The following is a 24,023-nucleotide window of genomic DNA, read 5'->3' on the forward strand; positions in this document are numbered from 1 at the left end:
GGTTTCATTAACGTAACTTGTTGTTAAATAAAGGCTATTTCAATAACTTTTATTTAACAATTGGTTAATAATTTTAGGGGTACACATGACTACGCCATTGAAAAAAATCGTAATTGTGGGTGGCGGCGCTGGCGGACTGGAACTGGCAACTCAGCTGGGGAGAAAGTTAGGGCGCCATAAGAAAGCGAAAATCACCCTGGTGGACCGTAACCACAGCCATCTGTGGAAGCCGCTGCTGCACGAAGTGGCCACCGGTTCTCTGGATGAAGGCGTTGATGCGCTGAGCTATCTGGCCCATGCCCGCAACCACGGTTTCCAGTTCCAGCTGGGCTCGGTGGTTGATATCAACCGCGAAGGGAAAACCATCACCCTCGGCGAGCTGCGCAATGAAAAAGGCGAGCTGCTGGTGGCTGAGCGTAAACTGCCGTACGACACGCTGGTCATGGCGTTGGGCAGTACCTCGAATGACTTTAATACCCCTGGCGTAAAAGAGAACTGCATTTTCCTCGACAACCCGCACCAGGCGCGTCGCTTCCATCAGGAAATGCTCAACCTGTTCCTTAAATACTCTGCTAACCTCGGCGCTAACGGTAAAGTAAATATCGCCATCGTCGGCGGCGGCGCCACCGGCGTGGAGCTCTCCGCTGAGTTGCACAATGCGGTGAAACAGCTGCACAGCTACGGCTACAAAGGGCTGACCAACGAAGCGCTGAACGTCACGCTGGTCGAGGCGGGTGAGCGCATTCTGCCTGCGCTGCCGCCGCGCATTTCCGGGGCAGCGCATAATGAGCTGACTAAGTTGGGCGTACGGGTTCTGACGCAGACCATGGTCACCAGCGCGGATGCGGGCGGCCTGCACACTAAAGATGGCGAATATATTGAGGCGGATCTAATGGTCTGGGCGGCGGGGATCAAAGCGCCAGATTTCATGAAAGAGATCGGCGGCCTCGAAACCAACCGTATCAATCAGCTGGTGGTCGAGCCGACGCTGCAGACTACCCGCGATGCGGATATTTTCGCCATCGGCGACTGCGCCTCCTGCGCCCGTCCGGAAGGCGGCTTTGTGCCTCCGCGGGCCCAGGCGGCGCACCAGATGGCTACCTGCGCGCTGAACAACATCCTGGCGCAGATGAAAGGCAAACCGCTGAAGGCATACACCTATAAAGACCATGGCTCGCTGGTGTCGCTGTCAAATTACTCCACCGTCGGCAGCCTGATGGGTAACCTGATGCGCGGTTCGATGATGGTGGAAGGGCGCATTGCGCGCTTCGTGTACATCTCCCTGTACCGTATGCACCAGATTGCTCTGCATGGTTACTTCAAGACCGGCCTGATGATGCTGGTCGGGCGCATCAACCGCATCATTCGCCCGCGCCTGAAGCTGCACTAATCGCTGTCGCGACCCGGAGGCGCGCTCTGAGGGCGCCTCCGGGCTCTTCTGCTGGAACCGCAGAGATCCCGCTCGGAATCCTCTGAATCCCTTTGATTTGCAGCGAATTCTCGCACTTTTCATCCGCTATCTGATTTGCGCCCTCCCGGCTCCGGTTGCAAAATTGTATCAACAGCAACAAAGGAGGAACTCCCGTGAATAAATCTATGTTGGCGGGTATAGGGATAGGCGTGGCTGCCGCGCTGGGCGTTGCAGCTGTCGCTGGTCTCAACGTGTTGGATCGCGGCCCGCAGTATGCGCAAGTGGTCTCCAGTACACCGATTAAAGAAACCGTGAAAACGCCGCGTCAGGAATGCCGCAATGTCACGGTGACTCATCGTCGTCCGGTACAGGATGAAAACCGCATCGCCGGTTCGGTGCTGGGCGCGGTGGCGGGCGGGGTGATTGGCCACCAGTTTGGCGGCGGTCACGGACGCAGCGTGGCGACGGTCGTAGGTGCGCTAGGCGGCGGCTATGCAGGCAACCAGATCCAGGGCGCGATGCAGGACAACGATACCTACACCACCACCCAGCAGCGCTGCAAAACGGTGTATGACAAATCCGATAAAATGCTCGGCTACGATGTGACCTATAAGATAGGCGATCAGCAGGGGAAAATCCGCATGGATCACGATCCCGGCAGCCAGATCCCGCTGGACAACAACGGCCAGCTGGTCCTGAACAACAAAATCTAAAAACAGATTTGTGTAGTGATTAGCCCCTCAATCGCTCAGGCTGAGGGGCTTTTTTTATCAGAAGGTTAAGGCGTAGTTCAGACCAAAGGTGCGGCCACGACCTTTGTACTCATACAGCGATGAACTGCCGTAGGTTGGGCTGTAGAGCAGCGGCGCGCGCTGGCCCCAGATAGTGACATAGTCTTCGTTAAGCAGGTTTTCGATACTGAAGGTCAGTTTCCCCACCGGCAGCGCGTAACTACCGATAAAATCGACGGTGTTATAGCCTTCCAGCTTGTTACCGGCGGCATCGCTGAGGTCAAATACCTGCTGACTCTGCACGCGCAGGCTCCACGGATCCGGCGCCCAGCCCACCCAGGCGGTGGCTTTAGACGGCGAGGCGAGGGTGACGTCCCATTTTTGCCAGCGGCCGTCGGTCTGCACCTGGGATTTCAGCACGTTAAAGTTACCGCCGACGCTCCAGTCGCTATCCGGAATAAAGTAGTCGACCGCCCCCTCAACGCCGTAAATACGCCGTTTGTCGGACTGAACGTCGATGGTCATGTCGGTGCGGTTGACGACAATGGTCTTATCCGAGGTCGAGTAGTACGCCGCCAGCTGGGTGCGCAGGTTATCGCCAGTGTAGCGCCAGCCCAGCTCGTACGAGTTAACTTTGATCCCCTGCAGCGGCGAGTCATCGACGTTGACGCTGGAGATCAGCGGCAGATGACCATTCACCGCAGCGCCATATTTACCGATGCCATAGTATTTACCAGGGTCCGGTAGCTCGACACCCTGCGAGAAGTTAAACCAGGTTTGTTGACGCTCGGTCAGGTGGGCCACGATCCCGGCGTTAAACAGGAAATTGTCATAATCGGTTTTGCCGCCTTTGATGGCGTCGGCGGAGCGCGCTTTGCCGTTGGCGATATCCTGCTGCTGGGCGTAGCCGACAAAGTCGTCGACCCGGTTTTCGGTCCACTGGTAGCGTACCCCGCCGCTGACGGTAAAGATATCGTTCAGATCGTAGCTGGACTGCAGGAATGGCGCGACATTGGAAATACTGTATCCCGGGTAGCGGCCGGTTGTGTAGATCGATTCGTTGTGCAACCCGCCGGAGGCCATCGATTGTGGCAGATCGAAGAACATTTGGTTGGCATTAAAGGTCTCATAATCGGCGTCGAGACCCCAGGTGAGATCCCACCCCGCCAGCGGTTGGCTGTTGAGGGTCAGCTTGGCCCCATACTGATCGGTATCCTGCTGCGACGAGGAGAAGCTACTGACCTGACCTTTCGTGAGCGTCGGGAACGGATAGAAGGTGAGGGACTCATCGCGATAGTACACCTGGCTCACCAGATTCTGGCCGAAAAAGTCGGCATCGGAGTACTGGAGGCTGATCAGATGGCGTTCGGTGCCGGGGATACGGTCGGAATTGAGCCCGTCGGTGGTATACGCTTTGCCGCCGCTGGTGACCGCGGACATGTTCTTCCCGAGCCACAGACCGTAGTCATCATCGCCCTGGCTTTTATAATACTGGGTGACCAGCTGCAGCTGGCGGTTATCATCGATCTCAATCGTCCCCGTCCCCATCACGTCGAGGCGGTCAGAGTGCTGGAGCCCCGTTTGGGTATTATCGAGGATCAGCGCATCGTTATTGCCGTCGTACCAGCCGCCGAAACGCTGATAGGCTACCGACAAGCGGCCGGATGCGTGGTCTGTTCCGCCGCTGACGGCCGCCGCGACGCGCTCATCATGATCGTTGCTGTTCGCAAAACCGCTCTTGCTGCCCACCTCGAGATCGACCTGACGATCCTGCTGCCCCTTTTTGGTAACGATGTTGATAAGCCCGCCGGTACTGCCCCCGCCGTACAGCGAGGTCGCTCCGGAGATCACTTCGATATGTTCGATGTTGAATGGATCGATGGCGTCGAGCTGGCGGCTGTCGGTGCGTGAGGAGTTGAGCCGGACGCCGTCAATCAGCACGACGATTGCGCGCCCGCGCATGTTCATCCCATAGTTGGTCCGCCCCTGGCTGCTGACGTCGATGCCGGGGATCAGCTGCGCCAGCACGTCTTTGAACTCTTTCCCGCCCTGGACCTGCTGCTCAATCTCCTGGCCCTCAATGACCCAGGTGGTTTGGGCCATTTCGGCCACGGTGCGATGGGTGCGGTTTGCGCTAACGATGATGCTGTCTTCATCAGACTGAGCCGCCAGCGCAGGCAGCGTGCTGGCCAGCAGCAGAGGGTGGAGCACCCAGAGGCGCTTTTTCATATCCATTCCTTTTATGAGCAAGTTGCTTTGTCGTTGTTATGGGCCGGCGTCGGCCGGTATTCGTTACAATGCGAAACATCTGGAAAAACTCAAAAAAGGATTTTGCACATAATGAATATCGCAATCAATATCATTTGCGTTTATCTTGCGCGAGAAAAGGTAATAAAAATCAATCTATTTTGTGGGGATAAAGCCAACAGGAGAGCGGATCCGGCGGCAGAATACCGCCGGAAGCAGGGCGCATCAGGACCCGAGGACCTGCGGCCAGAGACGGAGAGTGGTATCGGTGATTTGCATCAGCTTGTCGAAATCCGCGCCTTCCCGGGCGCTAATCGACATCCCCTGCAGAACGCAGTTAAGAAATTGCGCCAGCTGCGCGACATCGCGGCCCGCGGGCAGTTCGCCCTGCGCCTGCCGCTGCTGCAGAAACTGGGTTAGCGCCTGCTCCTGCATCGCATGGCGGGATTTGATGGTATTGGCGATATCCGTCGAGGAGGCGGCCAGCGCGGCGGAGGTATTGATGATAAAGCAGCCGGCCGGCGTCTCTTTGCTGGTAAAGCAGGTGGCGACCGCCGTGAAGTAGTCACGCAACGCGCGATCGACGGATTTTCCCTCGGCAAACAGCACGGCTTCGTGCTTCGCGGCAAAGCGCGAAATGTAACGATCCAACACTGCGCGGAATAGGCCTTCTTTATTCACAAATTCCGCATACAGGGTGGGGGCTTTTGCTCCTGTCGCCTCGACCAGATCGGCGAGCGAGGTCGCCTCATAGCCGTGCTGCCAGAAGAGTGTCATGGCTTTGTCCAGCGCCGCATCCCTGTCGAACACCTTCGGTCGGCCACGGCTTTTTTTGGCGCAACTTTGAACGTCAGTTGTCATGGTGCCGTTGTACCTATGTTGGTTTGGTGAAAGGCCATTATAAAAATAAACGATCGCCGGGGCCAGCGCTGTCGGTTTAAAAATAAATAATTCATATATGTATGAAATTTAAGCATTTTATAAATAGTTAAACGATCGTTATAAAAATGCATTGACGTGTGACATAGATCACATTATTATTTACCTATCGATCGTTAAGTTAATGCTTGCGACCCTACTATAAAATTCATCTGCACAGGTATAATAATCATGAAAACCGTTAATACTCTGGCTATTGCCGCTGTTTTAAGTTCCCTTTCTTTCGCCAGCTTTGCCGCTGTAGAGGTGCAGTCCACCCCTGCAGGACAGCATAAAGTAGGCACCATCTCTGCTTCTGCCGGGACTAACCTGGGCTCGCTGGAAGACCAGCTGGCGCAGAAAGCGGATGAGATGGGCGCCACTTCATACCGTATTACTTCGGTAACCGGTCCGAATACCCTTCACGGTACCGCCGTTATCTACAAGTAAGCCCGATGCGTCGCTGCCCGGCCCCCTTCACCGGACGGCGATGAGTAAGACCCTGTTGTACCCCTGTTTGACCCTTGCCAACAAAAAACCCGCCATCAGGCGGGTTTTTTGTTTTATGCAGCGTAAGACTACAGCGACTGCGGTCCAGGTTCAGCATGACGGGTGACGTCAATCGGCATGCCCGAGCGGTAATTCATCGCGCGCTCCATCACCGTCCCGTCGGTCTGCGGCGCCTGTTTGAACGCAGTCATGGCCGCATTAAGCGTAATGGGCAGGGTCTGCGGGTCGTCATCGATATGCTCAGACAGCGGCTGATGGACCTCAACCAGACGGCGGCCATCCGGCTCAATCGACGCCTTGATCGGCGTGTTGATAATGTTCACCTTCGTGCCCGGCGAGATAGTGTTGTACAGCGCCTTGATATCGTTATCGCGCAGACGAATGCAGCCGGAACTGACGCGCATACCGATGCCGAAATCGGCATTGGTGCCGTGCAGGAGATAGACTCCGCCATAGGCGGCGAGGCGGATGGCGTGATGGCCCATCGGATTGTCAGGACCAGCAGGCACTACCGCCGGCAGCTCAATCCCCATAGCCTTGTAGCGCGCGCGAATGTTGGCGGTAGGTGTCCAGGTCGGATTGGCCCGTTTGTCGGACACGGTTGTGACCATCGTCGGTGTGATGGTGGTCCCACCCAGCTGGCCGATGCCGATTGGGTAGACGGTCACTTCATTCTTGCCCGGCGGGTAATAGTAGAGGCGCAGTTCGGCGAGGTTAATCACCAGCCCTTCGCGCGGCGCATCGGGCAGCAGCGTCTGCAGGGGGATGGTCAGCACGCTGCCGGCGCGCGGAACATAGGGGTCAACCCCGGGATTGGCCTGCAGCAGGGCCAGGAAGCCGACATTGTACTTCTTGGCAATCGCTTCCAGCGAACCGCCGTCATCCTGTACCACATGGAACTGATTCTGACCCACCAGCCGGCTGCCCGGCGGGGGAAGGGGCCAGGTGTTAGCGCGCGCGGGCAGGGCCAGCGCGGCGACTAACGCGACTAGCGTCAGCCAAAGCGTCACGGGGAAACGGTTTCTCATTACCATAACTCCAAAATATGTAAGTGGTTATTTTTATACGAAAAGCAGATGAGATTATGGCGTGAGTCTGTGTGGGGAAATCCAGGCGGATTGCAAAATGTTTGTAAAGATTGCGAGGTATGTGGGAAGGGAGATACGGCAGCGGGGCCGTATCTCCTGCCAGTCAGGCGACGGCGTTCTCTTCCAGCTGGCGCATAAACTGGCGAACCCAGTCCATCCGCGTTTTACGCTCCTCCAGGTCCTGCATGAACTTCAGGCGCGTGGGACCGTCCAGGCGGAAGTGCTGGGGCTGCTTCTGCAGCAGGCCGATCAGCCACACCGGATTGACGTTGTTTTTCTCGTTAAATTCGATCACGCCGCCTTTTTCGTTGCTTTCCAGCTTGCGGATCCCTAACTTTTGCGCCTGCTGACGCAGACGGGCGATATCCAGCAGGTTGCGGGCGGCATCGGGCAGGCGGCCAAAACGATCGATCAGCTCGACTTTGATCTCCTCCAGATCCTGTTCGTTTTTGGCGCTGGCAATGCGCTTATAGAATGACAGGCGCGTATTGACGTCAGGGATGAAATCATCAGGCAGCAGGGAAGGCATGCGCAGTTCAACCTCCGTCTGCTGACTGGTGAGATCTTCCAGCGAGGGTTCACGCCCGGCTTTCAGCGCATCGACTGCGTTCTCCAGCAGCTCCATATACAGAGAGAAACCGATGGTTTCCATCTGACCGCTCTGATCTTCCCCAAGCAGTTCCCCGGCCCCGCGAATCTCCAGATCGTGGGTTGCCAGCGCAAAGCCGGCGCCGAGATCTTCCAGCGACGCAATGGCCTCGAGGCGCTTTTGCGCATCGGTGGTCATCGCTTTCGGATGCGGCGTCAGCAGCCAGGCATAGGCCTGGTGATGCGAACGGCCAACGCGGCCGCGCAGCTGGTGCAGCTGGGCGAGGCCAAAATGGTCGGCGCGTTCGATGATGATGGTGTTGGCGGTGGGAATGTCGATCCCGGTTTCGATGATGGTGGTGCACACCAGCACATTGAAGCGTTGATGATGGAAGTCATTCATCACCCGCTCCAGTTCGCGCTCCCTCATCTGACCGTGACCGATGGCGATCCGCGCCTCCGGCACCAGCTCCGCCAGCTTGTCGGCGGCTTTCTGGATGTTCTCAACGTCATTAAACAGATAGTAGACCTGGCCGCCGCGCAGCGTTTCGCGCAGGATCGCCTCGCGCACCACCAGGGCGTCATATTCGCGAACGAAGGTCTTCACCGCCAGGCGTCGCGCCGGCGGCGTGGCGATGATCGACAGATCGCGCATCCCGCTCATCGCCATGTTCAGCGTCCGCGGGATCGGCGTGGCGGTGAGGGTCAGGATATCGACATCGGCGCGCATCGCTTTGATGCGCTCTTTATGCCGCACGCCAAACCGGTGCTCTTCGTCGACGATCAGCAGCCCGAGATCGCGCAGCTTCACCTCGCTCTGCAGCAGCTTGTGGGTGCCGATCAAGATATCGATTTTGCCTTCCGCGGCCTGCTCGAGGATCTGCGCCTGCTCTTTAGCGCTGCGGAAGCGGGAGAGCATTTCGATGCGTACCGGCCAGTTGGCGAAACGATCGCGGAAATTGTCATAGTGCTGCTGAGCCAGCAGGGTGGTCGGCACCAGCACCGCCACCTGCTTGTGGTTCTCCACGGCGAGGAAGGCGGCGCGCATGGCCACTTCGGTCTTGCCGAAGCCCACATCGCCGCATACCAGGCGGTCCATGGCCAGCGGCTGGCACATATCGCTGAGGACGGCGTTGATCGCCTGCGCCTGATCCGGCGTGGTTTCAAATGGGAAACCGTCGCAGAACAGCTGATACTGTTCGCGGTCGTGTTTAAAGGCAAAACCCGCCTTCGCCGCGCGCTGGGCGTAGATATCCAGCAGCTCGGCCGCCACGTCGCGTACTTTCTCAGCCGCTTTTTGTCGCGCCCGGGTCCAGGCATCGCCGCCCAGCTTGTGCAGGGGGGCGTTTTCTTCCGCCCCGCCGGCGTAGCGGCTGATAAGATGCAGGGACGATACCGGAACGTATAGCTTGGCATCGTTGGCGTAGGTCAGCATCAGATATTCGCCGGTGATGCCGCCGGCTTCCAGGGTAGTCATGCCCGCGTAGCGGCCCACGCCGTGTTCCAGGTGAACGACCGGCTGGCCGATATGCAGTTCGGCGAGGTTGCGAATCAGAGTGTCAGGGTTAATGGTGCGGCGCGAATCCTGACGACGGCGCGCTACGCGCTCGCCGAGCAGGTCGCTCTCGCAAATCAGCGCCAGGCCGCGCTGGCTGTCGATAAACCCGTGCTCGGCGGCGCCAATCATCAGATAGCGGCCGTTGCCGGTGGCTTCCTCCAGACGCAGCACGTGTTTTGGCGCAACTTTAATCCGCGCCAGCATTTCGCTCAGCGCTTCACGGCGACCCTCGCTTTCCACCGAGAAGATCACCGGGCCGGTAAAGGACTCGAGGAAGCGGCGCAGATTATCCAGCGGCGCTTTGTTCTGCGCCTGGACGGCGAGGTCCGGCAGCGTCTGGTAGCCCAGATTAGTATTCGCCGCTTTGTCCGCCAGACGTTCGGTTTTCAGCTGCACGCGCGGCCATTTTTTCAGTTCGCTGAATAGCTCATCGCTGCGCAGCCACAGCAGCTCAGGCGGCAGGAGCGGGCGCATCGGGTCGACGCCGCGGTTTTCAAAGCGGGCGCGGGCTTCATTCTGGAATCGCTCCGCGCTGGCCTCGAGATCGCCGGTGTTGACGATCAGCGTGCTGGTCGGGAAATAGCTGAATAACGGCGGCAGCGGCTCGCTGAAGAACAGCGGTTGCCAGTATTCGATACCGGCAGGTAGCGTCCCTTTACTGACCTGCTGATAGATGTGCTCGGCATCGCGCTTCACCTCAAAGCGGTCGCGCCACTGGCTGCGGAACAGCTCAATAGCGGTCTGGTCGGTGGGGAACTCGTGCGCCGGCAGCAGGTTAATGGCCGCCACTTCCTCCAGCGTGCGCTGGCTGTCAACGTCGAACAGGCGCAGGCTGTCGATTTCATCGTCAAAGAAATCAAGGCGGTAGGGCTGATCGCTACCCATCGGGAACAGGTCGAGCAGCGCGCCGCGGGTAGCATATTCGCCGTGCTCCATCACCTGATCGACATGGCGGTAGCCGGCCCCCTCCAGCTGATCGCGCAGCGCATCGCGCGACAGGCGCTGGCCCTTTTTCATCACCAGCGCGTGGCCGTGAAGGAAGCTGTGCGGACAGACGCGCTGCATCAGGGTGCTGACCGGGACGATCAGTACGCCGCGCTGCATGGTGGGTAACTGGTAAAGGGTGGCAAGACGGGAGGAGATGATGTCCTGATGCGGCGAGAAGCTGTCGTAAGGGAGCGTTTCCCAGTCCGCCAGCCCCATCACCATGCTGTCGGTAAACTGCCTGATCTCGTCGTTCAGACGCAGCGCGTTTTGCATGTCAGGCGCCACCAGCACCACCGGGCCCTTGTGGCGTTCGGCCATCTCCGCCACCAGGGTGGCGCAGGCTGCGCCGGTCAACTCGCCAAGCTGGCGCTGGTCGCCGGCTTTCACCGGCAATGAGTATCGATATTGTTCAGGCATAGACGGTTTCATGATCTCTTAGGGATTCGCTCTGCCGATATGGAGGGCAACTCGCTGATATTCAATAGTGAGATTATCCGCGATTGGTCTGGATTCGCCAACCCGAATTGCCATCGCGTATTGGGTGAAGAAAGGTCAGCGCTGTCGATAAGCGTAAAGATAAATAAGTAAGTACTTATCTATCCGTTTGTATTTACTTGGTTTTTAGGTTTGTTGCTAATAAAGTCGTCATGTATCAGTCGTTTACGCTGCCCCTAATCGCTTATATACTCGGGCATCGGCTATCAGCAACCAGATGGATGACATGTACCAACCTGCCGCACTCTTTATCGGCCTACGCTATATGCGCGGGCGCGCAGCCGACCGCTTCGGTCGTTTCGTCTCCTGGCTCTCAACTATCGGTATTACGCTTGGCGTAATGGCGCTGGTGACGGTCCTGTCGGTGATGAACGGCTTTGAACGCGAGCTGCAAAACAACATCCTGGGGCTGATGCCACAGGCCATTCTTAGCGCCAAACAGGGTTCGGTGAACCCTCAGCAACTGCCGGAGCGCGAAGCGAAACTTAATGGGGTAACCCGCGTAGCGCCGATCACCACCGGCGACGTGGTGCTGCAGAGCGCGCGCAGCGTGGCGGTCGGGGTTATGCTGGGCATTGATCCGGCGCAGAACGATCCTCTGACTCCATACCTGGTGAACGTCAAACAGAGCGATCTGCAGGCGGGCAAATATAACGTTATTCTCGGCGAGCAGCTGGCGGGCCAGCTGGGGGTTAATCGCGGCGATAAAATTCGCGTGATGGTTCCTTCCGCGAGTCAGTTTACGCCGATGGGCCGCGTGCCGAGCCAGCGTCTGTTCACGGTCATCGGCACCTTCGCCGCCAACAGCGAAGTCGATGGTTATCAGATGCTGACCAACATCGACGACGCCTCCCGTCTGATGCGCTATCCGCTGGGGAATATCACCGGCTGGCGCCTGTGGCTGGATCAACCGCTGCAGGTCGACACCCTGAGTCAGCAGACGCTGCCGCCGGGAACTCAGTGGCAGGACTGGCGCGAGCGCAAGGGCGAACTGTTCCAGGCGGTGCGCATGGAGAAAAATATGATGGGCCTGCTGCTGAGCCTGATCGTCGCCGTCGCGGCCTTCAACATTATTACCTCGCTGGGGATGATGGTGATGGAGAAGCAGGGCGAAGTGGCGATCCTCCAGACCCAGGGGCTGACGCCGCGGCAGATTATGGCCGTCTTTATGGTGCAGGGGGCCAGCGCCGGGATCGTCGGCGCGCTGCTGGGAGCGGTGCTTGGCGCCCTGTTGGCCAGCCAGCTGAATAATTTAATGCCGATCATCGGCGCCTTCCTTGACGGCGCGGCGCTGCCGGTGGCGATTGAGCCGCTGCAGGTCATTGTTATCGCCCTGGTGGCGATGGTGCTGGCCCTGTTGTCTACGTTGTACCCTTCCTGGCGCGCTGCCGCCACCCAACCCGCTGAGGCTTTACGTTATGAATAAGATCCTGCTGCAATGCGACAACCTGTGCAAACGCTATCAGGAAGGCAATGTGCAAACCGATGTCCTGCACAATGTCAGCTTCAGCATTGGTGAAGGCGAGATGATGGCTATCGTCGGCACCTCCGGCTCTGGCAAAAGTACGCTGCTGCATCTGCTCGGCGGCCTGGATACGCCCACCTCTGGCGACGTGATTTTCTCCGGTCAGCCGATGAGCAAGCTATCCACCGCCGCGCGCGCCGACCTGCGTAACCGCGAGCTGGGCTTTATCTATCAGTTCCACCATCTGCTGCCGGACTTTAGCGCACTGGAAAACGTGGCGATGCCGCTGCTGATTGGCAAAAAGAAGCCGACGGATATTGAACGCCAGGCGAAAGTGATGCTGCAGGCGGTCGGGCTTGAACACCGCAGCCATCACCGTCCGTCGGAGCTCTCCGGCGGCGAGCGCCAGCGGGTGGCGATTGCCCGCGCGCTGGTGAATAAACCGCGGCTGGTGCTGGCGGACGAGCCAACCGGTAACCTCGACGCTCGCAACGCCGACAGCATCTTCCAGCTGCTGGGCGAACTGAACGTCGCGCAGCGCACCGCGTTTCTGGTGGTGACCCACGACCTGCAGCTGGCGAAGCGCATGAGCCGCCAGCTGGAGATGCGCGATGGCCGTCTGACCGCCGACCTGACCCTGATGGGGGCCGAGTAATGGCGTCTCCGTTATCGTTACTGATTGCATTGCGTTTCAGCCGCGGCCGGCGGCGCGGCGGCATGGTGTCGCTGATCTCGGTGATCTCCACCATCGGCATTGCGCTGGGGGTGGCGGTGCTGATCGTCGGCCTCAGCGCGATGAACGGCTTTGAGCGCGAGCTGAATAACCGCGTGCTGGCGGTGGTACCGCACGGCGAAATCGAACCCGTGAATCAGCCGTGGAATAACTGGCAGGAAGCGCTGGCGAAGGTGCAGAAGGTGAAGGGGATTGTCGCGGCAGCACCCTATATTAACTTCACCGGCCTGGTGGAGAGCGGCAGCAATATGCGCGCCATCCAGGTGAAAGGCGTCGACCCGCAGCAGGAGAGCCAGCTCAGCGCGCTGCCTACCTTTGTGCAGAATAACGCGTGGGCCGGATTCAAGGCTGGCGAACAGCAGGTGATTCTGGGTAAAGGAGTCGCCGATGCCCTGCACGTGAAGCAGGGGGACTGGGTGTCGATCATGATCCCTAATGCCGACGCCGACCATCAGCTGCTGCAGCCAAAACGCGTCAGGCTGCATGTGACCGGAATTTTACAGCTGAGCGGCCAGCTCGATCATAGTTTTGCCATGATCCCGATGCAGGATGCGCAGCAGTATCTGGAGATGGGCAGCAGCGTGACCGGCATCGCCATCAAGGTCACCGACGTTTTCCATGCTAACAAGCTGGTACGCGACGCCGGCGAGGTGACCAATAGCTACGTCTACATCAAGAGCTGGATCGGCACCTATGGCTATATGTATCGCGACATCCAGATGATCCGCGCCATTATGTACCTGGCGATGGTGCTGGTGATCGGCGTGGCCTGCTTTAACATCGTCTCGACGCTGGTGATGGCGGTCAAAGACAAAAGCGGCGATATTGCGGTGCTGCGCACGCTTGGCGCAAAAGACGGCTTAATTCGCGCGATTTTCGTGTGGTATGGTTTATTAGCCGGATCGGTAGGCAGCCTGTTTGGGGTGGTGATCGGCGTGATCTGCGCGTTGAACCTGACGTCGATCATCAACGGCATCGAATACCTGATTGGGCATAAATTCCTCTCCGGCGACATCTATTTTATTGACTTCCTGCCGTCAGAATTGCACTGGCTGGACGTCTTTTATGTGCTGGTGACAGCACTGTTGCTGAGTTTGCTGGCCAGCTGGTATCCCGCCCGCCGCGCCAGCCGCATCGACCCGGCGAGGGTGCTGAGTGGCCAGTAATTTATCGTCATCGTCGGCCTGGCTGACGACAAAAGAGGAATTGCTGAAATGTATTATGGATTTGACATTGGCGGCAGCAAGATAGCGCTGGGCGTATTTAATCAGGAGCGGCGACTGCAGTGGGAAAAACGCGTCGCCACGCCGAAAAGTAGTTATGAGGATTTTCTCCAGGCGGTAGAGGCGCTGGTCCGCGAGGCCGATGAGCGCTTCGACCAGCAGGGTTCGGTCGGGATCGGTATTCCGGGAATGCCGGAAACGGCGGACGGCACGCTGTATGCCGCTAACGTGCCAGCCGCCAGCGGCCGGCCGCTGCGCGCTGACCTCAGCGCGCGGTTGGGGCGCGATGTGCGTCTCGATAATGACGCCAACTGTTTCGCGCTGTCGGAAGCGTGGGACGATGAGTTTACGCAATACCCGCTGGTGATGGGATTGATCCTCGGCACCGGCGTGGGCGGCGGCCTGGTGTTGAACGGTAAATCGATTACCGGACATAGCTATATCACCGGCGAGTTCGGTCATATTCGCCTGCCGGTGGATGCCCTGGAGGTGGTTGGGCGCGATTTTCCGCTGCTGCGCTGCGGCTGCGGCCAGCTGGGCTGTATTGAAAATTATCTCTCCGGTCGCGGTTTCGCCTGGCTGTACGAACATTTTTATCAGCAACCGCTCTCCTCGCCGGAGATTGTGGCGCAGTGGCAGCAGCACGATCCGCGCGCGCAGGCGCACGTTGAGCGCTATCTCGATCTGCTAGCGGTGTGTCTGGGGAATATACTGACCATTGTCGACCCGGATTTGCTGGTGCTCGGCGGTGGATTATCTAACTTTACGGCCATTAGCGAAGGGCTGGCGCAACGATTGCCGCGCCATCTTCTGCCGGTCGCCAGGGTTCCGCGCATTGAGCGCGCGCGCCACGGCGATGCCGGGGGAATGCGCGGTGCGGCCTTCCTTCACCTGACCCATTAATCACAGAGGTAGCTATGCAGTCGCGCCGTTTACATCGATTGAGCCGTTTTCGTCGCAATAAACGTCGGTTGCGTGACCGTCTGCGTCAGCGGATTTTCTTTAGGGAGGACAGGATGAAGCCTGAAGCGATGGCAAAACCGAGAGTGGTGGTGTTAACCGGCGCGGGCATCTCGGCAGAGTCGGGGATCAAAACCTTCCGCGCGGCCGATGGCCTGTGGGAAGAGCATCGGGTGGAAGATGTGGCGACGCCGGAAGGCTTCGCCCGCGATCCGGCGCTGGTGCAGGCGTTCTACAACGCCCGTCGTCGTCAGCTGCAGAGTCCGGAAATCACGCCGAACGCGGCGCATCTGGCGCTGGCGCGTCTGGAGGATCTGCTGGGCGACCATTTTCTGCTGGTCACCCAGAATATTGATAATCTGCACGAGCGCGCCGGCAACCGCCGCGTGATCCATATGCACGGCGAGCTGCTAAAGGTGCGCTGTTCGTGGAGCGGCCAGGTGCTGGAGTGGACCGGCGACGTCACCGCCGAGGACAAGTGCCACTGCTGCCAGTTCCCGGCGGCGCTGCGTCCGCACGTGGTCTGGTTTGGCGAAATGCCGCTGGGGATGGATGAGATCTACAGCGCGCTGGCCGACGCAGATATTTTTATCGCCATCGGCACCTCCGGCCATGTCTATCCGGCGGCTGGCTTTGTGCACGAGGCGCGACTGCACGGCGCCCATACCGTTGAACTGAACCTGGAGCCCAGCCAGGTGGGCAGCGAGTTTGCCGAGAAGCACTACGGGCTGGCAAGCGAAGTGGTACCCGCCTTTATCGATAAGCTGCTGCATGAAAACGCGCTGTAAACTGAAGCCGCCTGCCGGTAGCCAGGGCGCAGCCCACGGCCGCCGGCAGCGCTGCTGACAAGGATGTCACGTCATGACAGGAGTCAGACCATGCATAATCCGCTGGTTATCGAAGCGATCATGTTGATCGCGGCCATTATCGTTGGCGTCTGGAGCCAGCGCGCTTTACCGCTACATGTCGATAGCCGACCGATCCTCTTCCTGCTATGTCTGTTCCTCGGCACTGGCAGCGCATTGTGCCTGCTGCTGGATATCTTAGCCCTGCTGTTGACCGGTCAGGTCGCGACGGGCGGTGTGCGAATATACGGTCCGTTGCTGCTGCTGGTGGTGCTGTGGAAACCTCTCAACTGGGTTGTCGGCATCATTGAAGATTTTGTGCAGCGGCGAGCCGAAAAAGGGAAGGGCAAAGGCCAGCGCGACGGCGGTCAACGCTGATCCGCCGCCTGCGCCGTGGCTTATTTATAGCGCCTTTTGCATATTAATGACCGAACGGGCGTTCGAGGCGCTGGTAGCCAGCACATCGATAACCCCGGTGCGTAATGCCCCCAGGATCGCCGTCGCTTTCGTACTTTCGGAGGCGATAGCGATGACGCAGGGAATGGCCCGCAGCTGTTCGAGACTTAAGCCAATGACCCGGTCATTCATCACCGTATCGACGGGTTTGCCCTGAATATTGAAAAAGCTGTACCCCGCCAGATCGCCCACCACCCCCTGTTCCTGACGCGCGGTGGCAATTTCCTGCGGCGTAAACCAGCCGAGCTGCACCATAAAGCTGTTTTCATTCATATCGCCGAGGCCGATGATCGCCACGTCAGCTTTGCTGGCCTGTTCGAGCGTGGCCTTAATCAGGCGGTTTTGCATAAAAGCCGCGCGCAGCTCCGGGGTTTCCACATAGGCCGGGGCGTAAAGCGTTTCGCTGAAGCCGTTAAATTTGCGCGCCAGATTCCGGCTGATGTGGTCGGCGTCAATCAGCTGATTGTCACGCTTGGTTCCGCCGATGCCGCAGATAAAGCGGCAGTGGCGCTCAGGAAACACGCCAACGTGATTCGCCACCGCGGCCACATTGCGCCCCTGACCAACGGTGACGGTCATATCGTTTTTTAACACCCCGGCAAGGTAGTTACTGACCAGGGCCGCCACCTGCTGGCGCTGTTCATCTTCATCATGGTGATCCAGGGCAATTAGCGCGCGCTTAATGCCAAAGTGCGAAATAAACTGCTGCTCAATCTGGGAGCTGAAGACCGGATGGTATTTGACGCTGATCTCAACAATCCCTTCCTGGCGCGCTTTTTTCAGCAGGCGCCCGACTTTGATACGCGAAATGCCGAATCGTTTGGCGATCTCTTCCTGCGTTTGTTCCTGATCGTAATAAGCCACCGCAATTTCAGTGAGCAGGGCGTAATCTGAGTCTTGTTCAATCATGGCCTGGAATTTCCATCTCTGGTGTCCCTTTTATATTACTGCGCCTGCAAAATAAATTCCTGTGTAACGCGTTGAACAATGTCGCAATAGCCTTGCGCGTCCCAGGCCGCGCGGCCGATAAACAACCCATTGATCTCCTGCTGGCGCAGCAATTCCACCGCGTTTTGCAGCGTTACGCTGCCGCCATAGAGCAGCGGGATACGGGTTCCCGTCTCGTGACCAAACCGCTCGCAAAGCGCCTGACGTAGCGCTTGATGAATGACACCCGCCTCCTGCGGTGAGGCGGGCGTACCATGTTCGCCAATGGCCCACACCGGTTCATACGCAATCAGGGTCCGCAGCGCCTGCTGGTGGCTCAGGCCATACAGGGCGATCTTCATCTGCCGCACCACGCTTTCACGCGACACCTGCCAGCGTTTCTCCTCGGCGCTATCGCCAATACAGATCAGCGGGCGCAGGCCATGACCTAAGGCGCTATGCACTTTTCGATTAATCGCGGCATCGCTTTCATTAAAGGCGGCACGTCGTTCTGAATGTCCCAGCTCAACAAGCGTGGCGCCGGTTTCTGCCAACATGGCCGCCGAGATTTCCCCGGTCCAGGCGCCCTGATCCGCTTCATGCATATTCTGCGCGCCGGTCAGAAGCGGTAACTGATGCGTTTGCAGAAAATGGCTGACGGGTTGGATCGCGGTGAAGGGGGGAATGACGAAGGGCTGAATAGCGGGGTGACAGCCCTCCGGCATCCGCGCTGCCAGCGTTTCGCACCAGGCCATGGCCTGGGACAGCGGCTTGTTCATTTTCCAGCTGGTTCCTAACCATATCGGGGTCATCATTGCTTCTCCTCTTAATAAAATCAAATACTTGCCAGAAACGGGGCCATACCCTGTATTGAGGTTGAACTTTTTATCACTGTATGAACATATGTTAGATCACATTTTTCGATGAAAAAAATCTATGAATTTTTTTATGTGATCTTCATCACTCATGGCGGCTCATTCATCAGGTAATGTTTTGAGCATATGATTTGATAGTGAACATATGAACAATCAACTGAAAAAATGAGAGGCGCATGATGTCAGCAGAGAAAAAACCCGTTGTGGCGATTACCATTGGCGATCCGGCAGGGATCGGCCCGGAGATCACCGTGGCCACCATGATGGACAAAAGCGTGTATGACGAGTGCAAACCGTTCCTGATCGGCTCGGTACCGATTATCAGCCGGGCGATGAAAATCATGGGCTGCGATTTTGCTATCCATAAAATTGCCCATCCGCAGGAGGCCCGTTTTAGCTGGGGGACGTTGGATGTTCTGGAAACTGGCGACTACGATTGCGACAGTATCGAATGGGGCAAGGTGCAGAAACTGGCGGGGCAAATGTCGCTGGACTATGTGATGAAGTCGATCGAGCTGGGCAAAGCGGGGCTGATCGACGTGGTCTCTACTGCACCAATTCATAAGGAAGCCATCAAGCTGGCAGGATGTAAGCTCCCGGGCCATACCGAAATCTATCAGGTGGAAACCCAATCTGATTACGGTCTGACCATGTTCCACGTCCACAACCTGCGCGTCTTCTTCGTGAGCCGTCATATGGCGCTAAAAGCAGCCTGTGACTATGCCAACAAAGCGCGAGTGCTGGCCTGCGTTCAGCAGATCCACCATGAATTTACCGCCCTGAACATCAAAAATCCGCGCATTGCCGTGGCCGCCCTGAACCCGCATGGTTCCGACAATGGTCTGTTTGGTCACGAAGAGGCTGACAATCTGATCCCGGCGGTGAAAGCGGCCCAGGAGATGGGGATCAACGCTATCGGGCCGGTTCCGGCCGATTCCGTGTTCCATCTCGGCAAACAGGGGCGCTACGACGCCATTCTCTCGCTGTATCACGATCAGGGGCATATTGCCTGCAAAACCCTCGACTTTGAACGTTCGATCACCATTACCTTCGGCCTGCCGTTTATGCGCAGCTCCGTCGACCATGGGACGGCGTTTGATATCGCCGGTACCGGTAAGGCGGGTACCGTCAGTATGCTGGAGTCGACGCTGGTGGCGGCCCGTTACTGGAAAATGAAGCATCAATAATCGCTGAGGTTCATGCGAATCACGAGGACAGAGAAATGGAAAAACATCTGTTGATTAGCAAGGGCTGTAAGGGCTGGGGCGGGCCGCTGACTATCACGCCAGGTCAGGGGAAAAAGATTGCGTACATCACCGGGGGGATCCGTCCCCCGGTCGTCGACCGCCTGAGCGAACTGACCGGCTGGCCTTCCATTGATGTATTCAAGAATGGCGAACCGCCGGCGGAAGAGATTGGTTTAATGGTCATCGACTGCGGCGGCACGTTGCGCTGCGGACTCTATCCGAAGCGGGGAATTCCCACCATTAACCTGCATCCCACCGGTAAAAGCGGCCCGCTGGCGGAATTTATACACGAAGGGATCTACGTCTCCGGCGTGACGCCAGCCTGCATTGAGATGGTCTGGCCGCAAGGGGAAGGCGGAAAGCTTGGGATCGTGGCTGACGATCTGACCGGGGCAACTACCGTCGGGGTGCTGCTGGCGCGCAGTGGTTTAAAAACCGCCGCGTTTTTCGATACCGAATCCTTCGCCCGCAATGAGGTAGAGTATCCGGCGATGGTGGTCAGCAGCGACAGCCGCCCATTGCCGAAAGCGGAGGCCCAGCACAAAGTGAGCGCTGCGGTGAAACAGCTGCAGGCTCGCGGCGCGCATTACTTCACCAAGCGGATTGATACCACGCTGCGCGGCGGCATCGGATTTGAAATCGACGCCATGCTGGAACAACTGCCGCAGGAGACGGTGGCGGTTGTGGTGCCGGCGATGCCGCAGTCACGGCGTATTCTCGTCGGCGGTTACTCGGTGATTGATTCGGTAGCCCTGTCGCGGACCGATGTGGCTCGCGATGTACGTACCCCGGTCACCGAGTCGTGGGTGCCGGGACTGTTGGCGGCGCAGACCCATCATCAGGTCGGGCATATCGCGCTGACATCGGTGATGAAAGGCGAAGGGCAAATCCAGCAGGATTTACAGGAACAACAACAGCGCGGCGTGCGGGTGATAGTGGTCGATGCGATAACCGTCGACGATGTCGATGCCATCGCCGGGGCGGTAGTGGCCCTGAACTGGAACGTGCTGGCCGTCGATCCGGGGCCCTTTACCGAACGGCTGGCGGTTCGTCGCGGCCTGATGCGCGAAGCGCGGAGCAGCGCGCCCGCGAGCCTGACAGCGGACGGCCAGCGCGGCTCGATTTTGATCGTTGCCGGCAGCGCAACGCCAGTAACCAAAAAACAGCTCCAGTATTTGATCGCTAATGATGCCCGGGTCTGCCATATCCCGGTGGATGCCGAGCTGTTGGTTGACCGGAAAAACGCCGCTGAGATTGAAGTCAATCGCGTGGTGCAGCATGCCCGACAGTGCGTTCCGGCGCAGCACAACGCGCTCTTTGTTTTTGAGTCCGCCTTGACCGGGCGGTTGCTAAACCTTCAGGAAGAGGAGCAGCGATTTGGTCTGGCCCACGGTGAGGCTGCGCAAAATATTAACCACGGATTGGGCAGTATTGTGCGCGAGGTGCTTAACTGTGCGTCGGGTGAAATTAAAGGATTGTATATGACCGGTGGTGACACCATGGTCAATGTACTAAAAGAGCTGGGCGCCACCGGAATAGAAATGATTGACTATGTCATCCCGCAAACCGATATGGTGCGGATCATTGGCGGCGATTATGCCGGCTTAATTTGCGTCGGGAAAGGAGGGCTAACCGGACCGGAAGATATTATTAGCATCATTGTTGACCGAATTTATCAGGAAGCACAGCAATAACCCAGTAATCTAATAACTAATAAACGACGTAATGGTCGTCAGGGTAGTATTGCGTCGTTATCTCTGTTAAATCTTAATTTAAGAGTTACCCTATGAATATTAATATACTTGAAAAAATGAATAAGGTGCCCGGTGGGTTAATTATTATTCCACTGCTGGTGGCTATATTAATTAATACTTTCGCGCCCCAGGTGCTCAGCATTGGCGGCCCGACCACCGCCTTATTTAAAGTCGGTTCCAGCGCCATGATGGGCATATTTTTGCTCATTTGCGGAACCTCGATCAATATCCGTCAGGCCGGGTTGCCGCTCTATAAAGGCGCCGTGCTGCTGTTTCTCAAATGTCTGGCCGGGGCACTGGCGGTATGGGTTGCGGGAACGTTGTTTGGCCCGAGCGGTTTTCTCGGAATATCGACCCTGGCGCTGATTGCCTGCCTGACCAGCTCGAACAGCTCCCTCTATATCGCATTGTGCAGCAACTATGGCGATGCCAGTGATGCCGGGGCGATCTCCGTATTCTGCATCAAGGATGGTCCGTTTGTTACCATGATGGTGCTGGGCGTCAGCGGCCTGGCCAATATTCCCTTCGCCGCGCTGCTGTCGATGCTGATCCCACTGCTGATTGGCATGCTGTGGGGCAATCTGGACGAACGCTTTAAACAGTTATGCGCTGCGGCGCAGCCGCTGGTGATCATTATTATGTCGTTCGCCATCGGCGCCAACTCCAGTATCAATACGGTGTTCACCGCCGGGCTGTCCGGGATCCTGTTGGGGATTATCTCCGCGCTAACCGGGATTGTGTTCTACTTTATCTACAACCTGTTTTTGAAGAAGAAAAGCGCGCTGGGCGCCGCGCTGGGAACCACCGCCGCCAGCTCGGCGCTGACGCCGGCGATGGTTGCCCAGGCGGATCATTCGCTGGCGATGTACGTGGATGCCGCCACCGCGCAGCTGGCGACGGCGAGCATTATCACCATGATCACCGCGCCGATACTGGTCGCCTGGTTTGATAAACGGCTGAAAAAGCGTGCGCCAGCCGCTGAACCGCTGAAAGAGGTGAAAAGTGAAGAGAGCGTGACATTATCTTCCCCTGCCGCCAAAGGACACAAATAGTATGAGCGTGCCGTTGTATTCATTACGGATTACCGCCGTCGGGGAATATGTTGAGTACTCTCTGCGGGAGCTGCGGCTTATTTTATTCTCCGATGCCGTTCCCGACGATATTGCGAGTTATTGCGCTGTACACCAGGCCAGCGAACTGACCGCCGAGTTATCGCCTGGTCAGCAAATGAAATTAAATGATAAAAATTATCGGGTGACCGCGGTAGGCCGTGTGGCAACGGCAAATTTACGACAGCTTGGCCATATTACGCTAAATTTTGATGGCGCAGATATCGCTGAATTACCCGGGACGGTACACCTTTACGGCGAACCACCACAAATTATTCAGCCTGGCGACCAAATTTCGTTTTACCCGAATTGTCATTAAGACGTACTGTTAAATTAAGGAAATAACCATGAAAACAATCGCTATTGGTGCGGATGATGCCGCCTATGCTTTTCGCGATGCCATCGTCGCTTATTTGAATGGGTTGGGAATTAACGTCGCGGATTACAGCAGCGATAAACGCCAGGGGAGTACCGTTTATCCGGATGTTGCCCATGCGGTGGCGATGTCGATTAAACAGGGCGAACACGAGCGTGGGATCCTGATCTGCGGTACCGGCATTGGGATGAGTATTGTGGCCAATAAAGTCCCCGGGGTCCGCGCCGCACAGTGTCACGATACCTTCTCCGCCGAGCGAGCGCGTAAAAGTAACAACGCGCAGATTATTACCCTCGGCGCGCGGGTGATTGGCGCTGAGCTGGGCAAAAAAATTATTCAGGCGTGGCTTGAGTCCGAATATGAAGGCGGCGGATCCGCGCCCAAAGTGGAACGTATTGATTACTACGAACACCAGCATGCCAGAGATTAATCTCCGCAGTCGTAAGATAAGGAACAGATGATGAGCCAGTTAGACGAACTGAAAAAATACACCACGGTTGTTGCTGATACCGGCGATATTGAATCGATTAAAAAGTTTGCACCCCAGGATGCGACCACCAACCCCTCGCTGGTGCTGAAGGCCGCGCAGCTGCCGCAGTATCAGCCGCTGATTGCCGATGCGATTGGCAAGGCACGCCGCCAGGGAGGCAGCGCAGAAACGCAATTGATTAACGCCTGCGATCAGGTAGCAGTGGATATCGGCAGCGAGGTGCTGCGCCATGTGCCCGGGCGTATCTCCACCGAAGTGGATGCTCGCTTTGCCTGGGATCGCGGGATGTGCGTCGCGAAGGCGCGCAAGCTCATCCAGTTATATGAAAAAAATGGCATTGGTCCCGAGCGGATTCTAATTAAGCTCGCCGCCACCTGGGAGGGCATTCGCGCTGCCGAAGAGTTGGAGCAGAGCGGTATAAACTGCAACCTGACGCTGCTGTTCTCTTTCGCTCAGGCCCGGGCGTGCGCCGAAGCGGGCGTCTTTCTCATCTCGCCCTTTGTGGGCCGCATCTACGACTGGTATCAGAAGCACCAGCCGCAGTCAGCCTATCAGGTGGACAGCGATCCGGGCGTGGTCTCTGTGCGCCAGATTTATCAGTATTACAAATCCCATGGCTATGACACGGTGGTAATGGGTGCCAGCTTCCGTCGAATTGAGCAGATCCAGGCGCTGGCGGGCTGCGATCGCCTGACTATCTCTCCGGCACTGCTGGACGAGCTGGCGGCCAGCGAAGGAGTGTTGACCCGCCAGTTGACCCCCGGCTGCGTGACGGAAACCCGTCCCAGCCCGATGACGCAGGCGGAGTTCCTCTGGCAGCATCATCAGGATCCCATGGCAGTGGAAAAACTAGCGGAAGGGATCCGACTGTTTGCTGTCGATCAGGTGAAACTGGAACAACAGATTCAGCAGATGTTGTAATCCGCGGGGATAAAGACTGATGAAAACGACAAATACCACTCGCCGCCAATGCGCCAACGCGCTGCGCGCCCTGAGCATGGACGCGGTACAGAAAGCCAAATCCGGCCAC

At 57.6% G+C, this 24,023-nt stretch carries 25 protein-coding genes; 18 read left to right on the plus strand and 7 right to left on the minus strand.

The window, feature by feature from the left end; translation table 11 throughout:
* Positions 1-85 precede the first annotated feature (85 nt).
* The gene (locus KHQ26_RS25025) at positions 86-1,390 is read left to right on the plus strand and encodes an NAD(P)/FAD-dependent oxidoreductase (protein ID WP_002900778.1); all 1,305 of its coding nucleotides are present in this window, start codon (positions 86-88) and stop codon (positions 1,388-1,390) included.
* A gap of 194 nt (positions 1,391-1,584) precedes the next feature.
* A complete protein-coding gene (locus tag KHQ26_RS25030) occupies positions 1,585-2,124 on the plus strand; it encodes a glycine zipper 2TM domain-containing protein (protein ID WP_002900781.1) in 540 nt (179 codons plus the stop codon).
* A gap of 57 nt (positions 2,125-2,181) precedes the next feature.
* Here the strand turns inward: KHQ26_RS25030 and KHQ26_RS25035 are convergent, their stop codons facing one another.
* Entirely contained in the window at positions 2,182-4,371 is a 2,190-nt protein-coding gene (locus tag KHQ26_RS25035) for a TonB-dependent siderophore receptor (protein WP_020803623.1), read from the minus strand.
* 68 nt (positions 4,372-4,439) lie between these two features.
* On the opposite strand from KHQ26_RS25035, the gene KHQ26_RS25040 reads away from it, so the two are divergent.
* Positions 4,440-4,562: a hypothetical protein gene (locus KHQ26_RS25040; RefSeq protein WP_004140642.1), complete on the plus strand. Its 123-nt coding sequence runs from the start codon at positions 4,440-4,442 to the stop codon at positions 4,560-4,562.
* Positions 4,563-4,614: 52 nt separating this feature from the next.
* On the opposite strand, the gene KHQ26_RS25045 is transcribed toward KHQ26_RS25040, so the two are convergent.
* Positions 4,615-5,250 (minus strand): TetR/AcrR family transcriptional regulator, encoded by a 636-nt coding sequence (locus KHQ26_RS25045; protein ID WP_004211818.1) that lies wholly within the window; start codon positions 5,248-5,250, stop codon positions 4,615-4,617.
* Positions 5,247-5,402 (minus strand): hypothetical protein, encoded by a 156-nt coding sequence (locus KHQ26_RS25050; protein ID WP_004147941.1) that lies wholly within the window; start codon positions 5,400-5,402, stop codon positions 5,247-5,249. The genes KHQ26_RS25045 and KHQ26_RS25050 overlap by 4 nt, the downstream gene beginning before the upstream one ends.
* A 97-nt stretch (positions 5,403-5,499) precedes the next feature.
* On the opposite strand from KHQ26_RS25050, the gene bhsA reads away from it, so the two are divergent.
* Entirely contained in the window at positions 5,500-5,757 is a 258-nt protein-coding gene (bhsA, locus tag KHQ26_RS25055; RefSeq protein WP_002900788.1) for a multiple stress resistance protein BhsA, read from the plus strand.
* A 128-nt stretch (positions 5,758-5,885) separates the two neighbouring features.
* Here bhsA and ldtC read toward each other — a convergent pair whose 3' ends face one another.
* Both ldtC and mfd read right to left on the minus strand, forming a co-directional pair.
* Positions 5,886-6,845, minus strand: coding sequence for a L,D-transpeptidase LdtC (gene ldtC, locus KHQ26_RS25060; RefSeq protein WP_029497111.1), 960 nt, complete (start codon positions 6,843-6,845; stop codon positions 5,886-5,888).
* A 163-nt stretch (positions 6,846-7,008) separates the two neighbouring features.
* The gene (gene mfd / locus KHQ26_RS25065; RefSeq protein ID WP_016946615.1) at positions 7,009-10,455 is read right to left on the minus strand and encodes a transcription-repair coupling factor; all 3,447 of its coding nucleotides are present in this window, start codon (positions 10,453-10,455) and stop codon (positions 7,009-7,011) included.
* Positions 10,456-10,494: 39 nt separating this feature from the next.
* Here mfd and KHQ26_RS25070 point away from each other — a divergent pair, with 39 nt between their 5' ends.
* From KHQ26_RS25070 to KHQ26_RS25100, 7 genes are all read left to right on the plus strand, one after another.
* On the plus strand, positions 10,495-10,626 hold the full coding sequence (locus KHQ26_RS25070) for a hypothetical protein (protein WP_004140630.1): 132 nt from the start codon (positions 10,495-10,497) through the stop codon (positions 10,624-10,626).
* A gap of 133 nt (positions 10,627-10,759) precedes the next feature.
* The gene (gene lolC / locus KHQ26_RS25075; protein ID WP_002900795.1) at positions 10,760-11,959 is read left to right on the plus strand and encodes a lipoprotein-releasing ABC transporter permease subunit LolC; all 1,200 of its coding nucleotides are present in this window, start codon (positions 10,760-10,762) and stop codon (positions 11,957-11,959) included.
* On the plus strand, positions 11,952-12,653 hold the full coding sequence (lolD, locus tag KHQ26_RS25080; protein WP_020805064.1) for a lipoprotein-releasing ABC transporter ATP-binding protein LolD: 702 nt from the start codon (positions 11,952-11,954) through the stop codon (positions 12,651-12,653). Before lolC ends, lolD begins: the two co-directional genes overlap by 8 nt.
* A complete protein-coding gene (lolE, locus tag KHQ26_RS25085; RefSeq protein WP_002900801.1) occupies positions 12,653-13,897 on the plus strand; it encodes a lipoprotein-releasing ABC transporter permease subunit LolE in 1,245 nt (414 codons plus the stop codon). The genes lolD and lolE overlap by 1 nt, the downstream gene beginning before the upstream one ends.
* A 48-nt stretch (positions 13,898-13,945) precedes the next feature.
* On the plus strand, positions 13,946-14,857 hold the full coding sequence (gene nagK, locus KHQ26_RS25090; RefSeq protein WP_004140619.1) for an N-acetylglucosamine kinase: 912 nt from the start codon (positions 13,946-13,948) through the stop codon (positions 14,855-14,857).
* Positions 14,858-14,871: 14 nt separating this feature from the next.
* Positions 14,872-15,702 (plus strand): Sir2 family NAD+-dependent deacetylase, encoded by an 831-nt coding sequence (gene cobB, locus KHQ26_RS25095; protein WP_049123702.1) that lies wholly within the window; start codon positions 14,872-14,874, stop codon positions 15,700-15,702.
* 90 nt (positions 15,703-15,792) lie between these two features.
* On the plus strand, positions 15,793-16,137 hold the full coding sequence (locus KHQ26_RS25100; RefSeq protein ID WP_020805063.1) for a hypothetical protein: 345 nt from the start codon (positions 15,793-15,795) through the stop codon (positions 16,135-16,137).
* 24 nt (positions 16,138-16,161) lie between these two features.
* Here KHQ26_RS25100 and KHQ26_RS25105 read toward each other — a convergent pair whose 3' ends face one another.
* Both KHQ26_RS25105 and KHQ26_RS25110 read right to left on the minus strand, forming a co-directional pair.
* Entirely contained in the window at positions 16,162-17,124 is a 963-nt protein-coding gene (locus tag KHQ26_RS25105; RefSeq protein WP_004140612.1) for a sugar-binding transcriptional regulator, read from the minus strand.
* Positions 17,125-17,159: 35 nt separating this feature from the next.
* Complete coding sequence (locus KHQ26_RS25110) at positions 17,160-17,954, minus strand: triose-phosphate isomerase (RefSeq protein ID WP_004211823.1); 795 nt, start codon at positions 17,952-17,954, stop codon at positions 17,160-17,162.
* Positions 17,955-18,196: 242 nt separating this feature from the next.
* On the opposite strand from KHQ26_RS25110, the gene pdxA reads away from it, so the two are divergent.
* The 7 genes from pdxA to KHQ26_RS26365 all read left to right on the plus strand — a co-directional run.
* A complete protein-coding gene (gene pdxA / locus KHQ26_RS25115) occupies positions 18,197-19,204 on the plus strand; it encodes a 4-hydroxythreonine-4-phosphate dehydrogenase PdxA (protein WP_004179336.1) in 1,008 nt (335 codons plus the stop codon).
* A 35-nt stretch (positions 19,205-19,239) separates the two neighbouring features.
* A complete protein-coding gene (locus KHQ26_RS25120; protein WP_004183649.1) occupies positions 19,240-20,958 on the plus strand; it encodes a four-carbon acid sugar kinase family protein in 1,719 nt (572 codons plus the stop codon).
* Positions 20,959-21,050: 92 nt separating this feature from the next.
* A complete protein-coding gene (locus tag KHQ26_RS25125; protein WP_004190951.1) occupies positions 21,051-22,070 on the plus strand; it encodes a 2-keto-3-deoxygluconate permease in 1,020 nt (339 codons plus the stop codon).
* A 1-nt stretch (position 22,071) separates the two neighbouring features.
* Positions 22,072-22,446, plus strand: coding sequence for a PTS glucitol/sorbitol transporter subunit IIA (locus KHQ26_RS25130; RefSeq protein ID WP_004140600.1), 375 nt, complete (start codon positions 22,072-22,074; stop codon positions 22,444-22,446).
* A gap of 28 nt (positions 22,447-22,474) precedes the next feature.
* Entirely contained in the window at positions 22,475-22,933 is a 459-nt protein-coding gene (gene rpiB, locus KHQ26_RS25135) for a ribose 5-phosphate isomerase B (protein WP_004140598.1), read from the plus strand.
* Between the two features lie 30 nt (positions 22,934-22,963).
* On the plus strand, positions 22,964-23,914 hold the full coding sequence (gene tal / locus KHQ26_RS25140; protein WP_004147958.1) for a transaldolase: 951 nt from the start codon (positions 22,964-22,966) through the stop codon (positions 23,912-23,914).
* A 19-nt stretch (positions 23,915-23,933) separates the two neighbouring features.
* Positions 23,934-24,023, plus strand: a 90-nt coding sequence (locus tag KHQ26_RS26365) for a hypothetical protein (RefSeq protein WP_131729227.1), incomplete at its 3' end; no start/stop codon positions are given.

The sequence above is a fragment of the Klebsiella sp. 10 genome (assembly GCF_018223925.1).
GTDB lineage: Bacteria > Pseudomonadota > Gammaproteobacteria > Enterobacterales > Enterobacteriaceae > Klebsiella > Klebsiella pneumoniae.